Origin of the sequence: Flavobacterium sp. NRK F7 (assembly GCF_024054195.1) — a bacterium.
In the GTDB taxonomy this organism is placed as follows: Bacteria; Bacteroidota; Bacteroidia; order Flavobacteriales; family Flavobacteriaceae; genus Flavobacterium.
Genome location: NZ_JAMXLB010000028.1, coordinates 1 through 813, shown reverse-complemented (window position 1 = coordinate 813; position 813 = coordinate 1). Strand labels below are relative to the sequence as shown.

Below are 813 nucleotides of genomic sequence, written 5' to 3'. Positions count from 1 at the left end.
TCACACCCGTAATTAGTAGTCCGCAACCTCATTATCCTGCTAATACGTTATACAAAACGATTACTAAAGATGAAAACTGGACCTCTGGTAAAAATAATACTACTGAAGAGTTTAAAAATAAAGAGGGGCAAGTCGTTTTAAAAAGAACGTATTCAAATGTATATGAAAATGGAGTTTTAGTTGAAGCCGAAGCCAAACACGATACGTATTATGTATATGATATTCGTGGTAATCTTACTTATGTACTGCCTCCTTTAACAGAAGGAGCTAGTGATCAAAGCACTTTAGATAATTTGGGATACCAGTACAAATACGATTCTCGCAATCGTTTGGTAGAAAAGAAACTTCCAGGCAAACAGTGGGAATTTATTGTATACGATAAGCTCGATAGACCTGTAGCCACTGGACCTGCTTTTACTCCTTATGGTGGTAACACTGTGGGTTGGATGGTTACCGAATATGATGTATTGGGTAGAGTAACACAAACGGGTTGGAAACAATTATCGGTTTCAGCTACTGATAGAGCGAGTTTTCAAAATAGTGTAACTTCTGGAAGTAATCCTTTTACGTTAAGTGCCAATGATATTTTGACCAAAAATTATTATGATACGTATACCTATTCAGGAGCGCCTAATCCAATCCCTTCGCAAATTGAAGGACAAAACTTGGCAACCAATGTAAAAGGGTTACCAACAGGCTCTTGGACAAAAGTATTGGATGTGAATAACCCTAATGCTGCTGAAACCAATTATACTTTATACGATGAATATTACAGACCTATACGTACGTATACAAGCAATCATTTAGGGGGTT

The 813-nt window shown here is 37.0% G+C and carries 1 pseudogene; it reads left to right on the top strand.

The annotated features are described in order from the left end of the window. A pseudogene (locus NHF47_RS17200) lies at positions 1 to 813 on the top strand (hypothetical protein); the annotation flags it as partial.